At 54.6% G+C, this 6188-nt stretch carries 4 protein-coding genes; 1 reads left to right on the top strand and 3 read right to left on the bottom strand.

Going from position 1 to position 6188, the window contains the following annotated elements; all coding sequences use genetic code 11:
• Positions 1-84 precede the first annotated feature (84 nt).
• Positions 85-666, bottom strand: coding sequence for a VOC family protein (locus tag AC2FNV_RS19610; protein WP_170479689.1), 582 nt, complete (start codon positions 664-666; stop codon positions 85-87).
• A 516-nt stretch (positions 667-1182) separates the two neighbouring features.
• Between AC2FNV_RS19610 and AC2FNV_RS19615 the strand changes: the two genes are divergently transcribed.
• Positions 1183-2424 carry an adenylate/guanylate cyclase domain-containing protein gene (locus tag AC2FNV_RS19615; RefSeq protein WP_170479395.1) on the top strand — a complete coding sequence of 414 codons (1242 nt, stop codon included), beginning with the start codon at positions 1183-1185 and terminating at the stop codon, positions 2422-2424.
• 56 nt (positions 2425-2480) lie between these two features.
• Here the strand turns inward: AC2FNV_RS19615 and AC2FNV_RS19620 are convergent, their stop codons facing one another.
• Positions 2481-3647, bottom strand: coding sequence for a M20 aminoacylase family protein (locus tag AC2FNV_RS19620; protein WP_170603110.1), 1167 nt, complete (start codon positions 3645-3647; stop codon positions 2481-2483).
• Between the two features lie 281 nt (positions 3648-3928).
• Positions 3929-6188 (bottom strand): aminomethyl-transferring glycine dehydrogenase (gcvP, locus tag AC2FNV_RS19625; RefSeq protein WP_496774193.1); only part of this gene is annotated, 2260 nt, incomplete at its 5' end.

Consider the following 6188-nt stretch of genomic DNA (forward strand, 5'->3'; position numbering starts at 1 on the left):
GCCTCTACAAAACAAGCCCTTACCAAAGCAGAAGCGCGGAACGGTACAGCCTGACCTGCATACGAAAGAGCAACAGGCGAATCTTCAATACGCGTTACGTGGTGATCTGTCTCCGGATAATGAATTGTGCCTGCGTTCTACCAGCAATGCAATTGCGTCAGCCAGGTGTTCACGATCGATGTGGTGATCGCCTTCGGCAACGCGAATCTTATGCGCCTCGATCATCACGTCGGCGTGGCGGCAACCCTCGGGTGGGTCAAATCTGTAGCTTGCGAGCTCAAGTCGAAGACCCAAAGGGTCGCGGAAGTAAATCGAATCCATGAACCCGCGATCGACTGGACCGGAGTGTTTGACGCCTCTCGCGTCCAGACGGTCTGCGACCTGCCAGAACGTTGCTTGGCTGACGTTGAGTGCGAGGTGATGCAGTGAACCTATGGCTTCTGGCACAGGGTTGGCATCCGGCGTCCGCTCTTCGTTTGTAAAGATCGTGATCAGTCGGCCATCGCCCGGGTCGAAATAAAGATGTCCCTCATTGGGGTTGTCCAGGTTTGGCTGGTCGAAAATGAAAGGCATCCCCAGCACGCCTTCCCAGAAATCTATCGAGGTCTGTCGGTCAGCCCCGTTGATCGTGATGTGATGTACACCTTGGGTCTGAATTTTCCTGATCTGATCTGACTTTGGCATGCGTTTCCTCCACGTTTGGCCCTTCAGTCACAGTACGACCAGTCAAAAAGTAACGTTTTTCTATATGACCGTCGAAGGACCCGATATCTGTACAGTCTTCTCCTTTTACTCGGCTTTGTAGCCCAAAGTTTGACCGATCGAAGTAGTTACACGGGTAAAATTCCAGATCCGCAAGTTGATTATTCCCAGCGCTGGCAAGCTTATATCATTCAATCTGACCACCCTGCATGCAGAACCACCCATTTGAAGACCGTCCCTAGCCCAGGACCGCCACGCCTTGTCGAGGTTGTGATAAGCCCTGCATTGACTGATCGCCACGACCCATTCCCTCGCAAACATAAAGACAGAGGCCCATTATAGAAGTTATTCTTTGTGCTATGCTACATTAGGGAGAATTGCTCGGGTCAAGGCGCTCCGTTTTCATTGTTTCCGGACGGTATGCGGCCCCATAGCCCACCTATTTAAAAACCCCTTTCTTCGATAAGAAGGCGTTCCGGTATGATTGAGTTCAGTAGGTCACCACTATTAGACAGCGTCGCCACTTGGTTGATGAGGTGTGGTCTTCGCGACGTTACCGCTGAAGAAGTCGTACAAGGGTTTGGCAACAGACTTGTTTCCGCGGGCATACCTGTTGTTCGAATAAACGTTGGGGGTATGGTACTGCATCCAATATTTGGTGCCCTAAACGTTCTTTGGACCGTACGCGACGATCAGGCAAAAGCCGAGCTGACTCCACGGGATCAGCTGGATACTCCCAGATTTCGAAATACCCCCTTTTTTGAATTAGCGTGCAGCGGAGACATCTATCGGCGCTACAAGCTGGAGGATGAACAGGCCGGGCAAAATTTCCCGATCCTGGAAGACCTTCGTGCAGATGGCATAACGGATTACATCGCACTTTTTGAGAGTTACCATCGCGATGACACCAGTCGTTGGTCAGACTTTCCACCAGGGATGGAAGGTGTCGTAATGTCGATTACTACCCGGCGCATAGGCGGTTTCAGCGACTCTGAAATCAATTACATCCAGGCGCTTATGCCCGCCCTCGCGCTGGTAATAAAAACTGCAAAATCACGTCTTCTGGCACAGGGTTTGTTGGATGCTTATCTGGGAAGCTACTCTGGGAACCGGGTATTGGACGGCGTCATTGAACGCGGTGACGGCGGCGCAATAGACTGTGTGTTGTTCTATTGCGACCTGAGAAACTCTAGCCGAATGGCTGAAGACATGCCATTGGAGCGGTATCTCGCGTTGATCAATGATTACTTCGATTGCACAGCAGGATCAGTGGAAGACCATGGTGGCGAAGTTCTGAAGTTTATAGGCGACGCAGTTATGGCAATCTTCCCAATTGACAAGAAAACCAGACCCGCAGTCGACATGTGTCGGGCTGCCCTGACTTCAGTGCTGGATTGCGTGTCGCGCGCGAAAGAAAAAAACACCAAGTGGGAAAAACATGGCGGCAAAATAGAATTCGGGATTGCCCTCCACCGCGGCTCAGTAATGTATGGTAATGTTGGCACCGAACGCAGACTGGACTTCACCACCATTGGTCCCGCGGTGAACCAGGTTAACCGTCTTGAAGGCTTGTGTAAGTCACTTGAAACTCCGTTGGTTTTGTCCTCGGAGTTTGCAGCGGATGTTTCAGTTCCACTGCAGCCTTTGGGACATCACACTTTGGCGGGGATGTCCCAATCAACGCAGGTTTTCACCCTCCCGGAATTTGCTCCGACAAGTTAGGCGTGGCGATGGAAACAGTCTTCCAACGATTTTCTCGACGTTTGCCATCTGAGCGTTCAGCCCAACGGCATACGCCGCTCGGCCATTTCGGCGTACCAGCTACAGCCCACCGGTATCAATTCGTCGTTAAAATCATAGGACGGATTGTGTAGGTCAGCGCTGTCGCCGTTGCCTATGAAGAGATAGGCACCCGGGCGTTCGGCGAGCATTTCAGAGAAATCTTCGCCCGGCATAACTGGGTCAAATTCGCGAATGACAGAACCGGAAATGTATTGCGCGACCTCTGCCGCGCGCGCGGCGGCTTCGGGATTGTTGATCGTCGGCGGCACGCGCGGAGAGTAATCCAGATAAACCTCGGCATTGTGGGCCTTTGCCGTTAGTTCGGCAATCTCTCGCAGTCGTTTTTGCACCGTCTCGTGAACCTCAGGGTCGAAGTATCGCACGGTACCACGGAGTTTGATCTCGTCAGGAATCACGTTGAAGGTGTTGCTGTCGCTGCGCATCCCACAGGTGGAAACGACCACTGTTTTCAATGGGTCAATGTTCCGCGCGGCGATAGTTTGCAACGCCACGATCACGTGTGCGGCTGCAACGGTTGTATCCACCGCCTTATGTGGCAGAGCCGCATGCCCGCCCCGACCGTTCACAGTGAGTTCGAAGAAGGCGGTCGCGGCCATTTGCGGCCCGTCGCGAACAGCGAACTGGCCCGCAGGAATTCCCGGCCAGTTGTGCATGCCGTAAACCTCCTGAATGCCCCAACGGGTCAACAACCCATCGTCCAACATTGCGCGCGCACCCCCGCTGCCCTCCTCTGCAGGTTGAAAAATCAACACTACAGAGCCATCAAAGTTTCGAGTCTCGGCCAGGTACTTCGCCGCGCCCAACAACATAGCCGTATGCCCGTCATGCCCGCAGGCATGCATGGTTCCGGGATTTGTAGATGCATGGGAGACGCCGGTGGTTTCAGGAATGGGTAACGCGTCCATATCTGCGCGAAAGCCAATCACTCTGCCGGATTCTTTCTTGCGTCCATGGATAACCCCCACTACGCCAGTGAGGCCGATTCCGGTGGTCACCTCGTCACAACCGAACTCGGTAAGCAAGTCAGCGACTTTGGCTGAAGTGCGGTACTCCTCAAAACGCAGCTCGGGGTTTGCGTGAATGTCCTGCCGCCACTCGGTAATCTCGGCGTGCAGCTCTGCAAAGCGGTTACGGGCAGGCATTGGCAGCTCCTCCATCAGTAGTTCAACGAGAACTATGAAGGCGTATATACGTTCTCGCAACTGGTTACGGCAGCACCTCTATTTGCCATCTTGCAAGATGCTCAGCGTGTGTTGGTTCTGCCTCCATGGGGATTTCTTTTCTGGTCAGGTCAAGTGCCCGCTTCGCGCCCGGAATAGTCACTTTAGCTGCCTCCAGTTAAGAGGAGCAAACCTTCCACACGCGAAAGAAATCGTGCCCGAGCGTCATTCCGCGGGCACGGTTTTGTGGCGCGGTTAGGTACTTACTCAGCCGCTTCCTCGTATTCCGACATCGGCGGGCAAGTACAGACCAGATTTCTGTCACCGTACGCGTTGTCGACGCGATTGACCGGAGACCAATACTTGTCAACGCCCATCGAACCCGGCGGGAAGCAGGCTTGTTCGCGGGTGTACGGACGATCCCAGCTGCCAACCAGATCACGCACGGTGTGGGGTGCGTTCTTCAGCGGATTGTTTTCCGCGTCGATCTTGCCGTCAATGATATCCTGCGCTTCGGCCCTGATCGAGAGCATCGCATCACAGAAACGATCCAGTTCATCTTTGGGTTCAGACTCTGTCGGTTCAACCATCAACGTTCCAGCTACTGGCCAGCTCATGGTCGGCGCATGAAAGCCGCTGTCTACAAGACGCTTGGCCACGTCATCCACCGTTACGTGTGCCTCGGCATCGAGTGGACGCGTGTCCAATATACATTCGTGCGCCACGCGACCCGTTTCAGATGTGTAAAGGATTGGATAGGAGTTCTTTAGTCGTGCAGCAATATAGTTGGCGTTCAGTATCGCAACCTTGGTTGCTTGCGTAAGACCCGCGCCACCCATTAGCAGAACATAGGCCCAACTGACCGGCAGTATGGAAGGGGAGCCAAATGGTGCCGCCGAAACTGGCCCCACCGCGGTGCCATATTCCGGGTGGCCGGGCAAATGTTCAGTCAGGTGGGCTTTCACACCGATTGGCCCCATACCGGGGCCACCGCCTCCATGCGGAATGCAGAACGTCTTGTGCAGGTTAAGGTGGCTGACATCGCCGCCGATATCTCCGGGACGCGACAAACCGACCATGGCATTCATATTCGCCCCGTCGATATAGACCTGACCGCCATGGTCATGGGTGATCTGACAGACCTCCTGCACGGTGGTTTCGAACACGCCATGGGTGGACGGATAAGTGATCATGCAGCCGGCCAGTTGATCGGTGTGCTTTTCGGCTTTCGCCCGGAAGTCTGCCAAATCAATATTTCCGTTTTCGTCAGATTGCACCGGCACGACCTGCCAACCCACCATCTGGGCCGAGGCAGGATTGGTGCCATGCGCAGAAGTCGGAATCAAACATACATTGCGGTGCCCTTCGCCGCGAGCGATGTGATAATTCCGAATGGTCAACAGACCTGCATACTCGCCCTGTGCGCCCGAATTAGGCTGTTGCGAGATTGCGTCATAGCCGGTGATCTGGCACAGCTTATCGTTCAAATCAGCGATCATCTCATGATAACCCTGTGCCTGATCTTCGGGAACAAAGGGGTGTAGGTTGCCGAACTCGGGCCATGTGACCGGGATCATTTCGATAGTTGCATTCAGCTTCATGGTGCATGAACCAAGCGGGATCATCGCGCGATCCAGAGCCAAGTCGCGGTCCGCCAAACGGCGCATATAGCGTGTCATCTCAGCCTCGGCCCGGTTCTTGTGGAAGATCGGGTGGGTCAGGTACGGCGTCTCGCGCAGCGCATAGTCGGGAAGGCGATAGGCAACGTTCGAGCTATCATCCGCGCGGTCGATACCAAAGGCGCCCCACACAGCTTCAATCGTTTCAGCCCGAGTCTGTTCATCAAGACTGATGCCAACTTTAGTATGACCTACACGGCGCAGGTTGACGCCCCGCGCCACCGCCGCCTCCATAACGGTCGTTTGCAGGTGTCCAACCTCGACAGTAATGGTGTCAAAGAACACTTCTGGTTCGACAGTGAAACCAGCTTCTTCCAAACCGGCAGCCAATCGCGAAGTCTTGCGATGCACGGACTGAGCAATAGCTTTGATACCGTCAGGGCCGTGGTAAACTGCATACATCGACGCAATGACCGCCAATAGGGCCTGCGCGGTGCAGACATTAGAGTTGGCTTTTTCGCGACGGATATGCTGCTCACGGGTCTGAAGTGCAAGGCGGTAGGCCTTGTTGCCCCGGCTGTCGATACTGACACCGATGATCCGCCCCGGCATCGCACGCTTCAGCTTGTCGGTCGTCGCCATGTAAGCAGCATGCGGGCCGCCATAGCCCATTGGGACACCAAAGCGTTGGGTTGAGCCAATCGCGATATCCGCCCCCATTTCGCCGGGCGACTTAAGTAATGCCAGTGAGAGAATGTCTGCCGCAACGATGGCTATCGCTTTGTGCTCATGCAGGGCGGCAATTTCATTAGTGAAATCGCGTACATGGCCGTGCGTTCCAGGATACTGGAATATTGCGCCGAAGACTGCACCAGCATCCAATTGGTCCGGGTCCGCCACTTTT

This window comes from Ruegeria sp. BHSA163, from assembly GCF_059613365.1.

Excerpts from the sequence above, each read along its gene's own strand:
- AC2FNV_RS19620 (WP_170603110.1), bottom strand. The coding sequence starts at position 3,647 with ATGCCTGCCCGTAACCGCTTTGCAGAGCTGCACGCCGAGATTACCGAG.
- AC2FNV_RS19615 (WP_170479395.1), top strand. The coding sequence starts at position 1,183 with ATGATTGAGTTCAGTAGGTCACCACTATTAGACAGCGTCGCCACTTGG.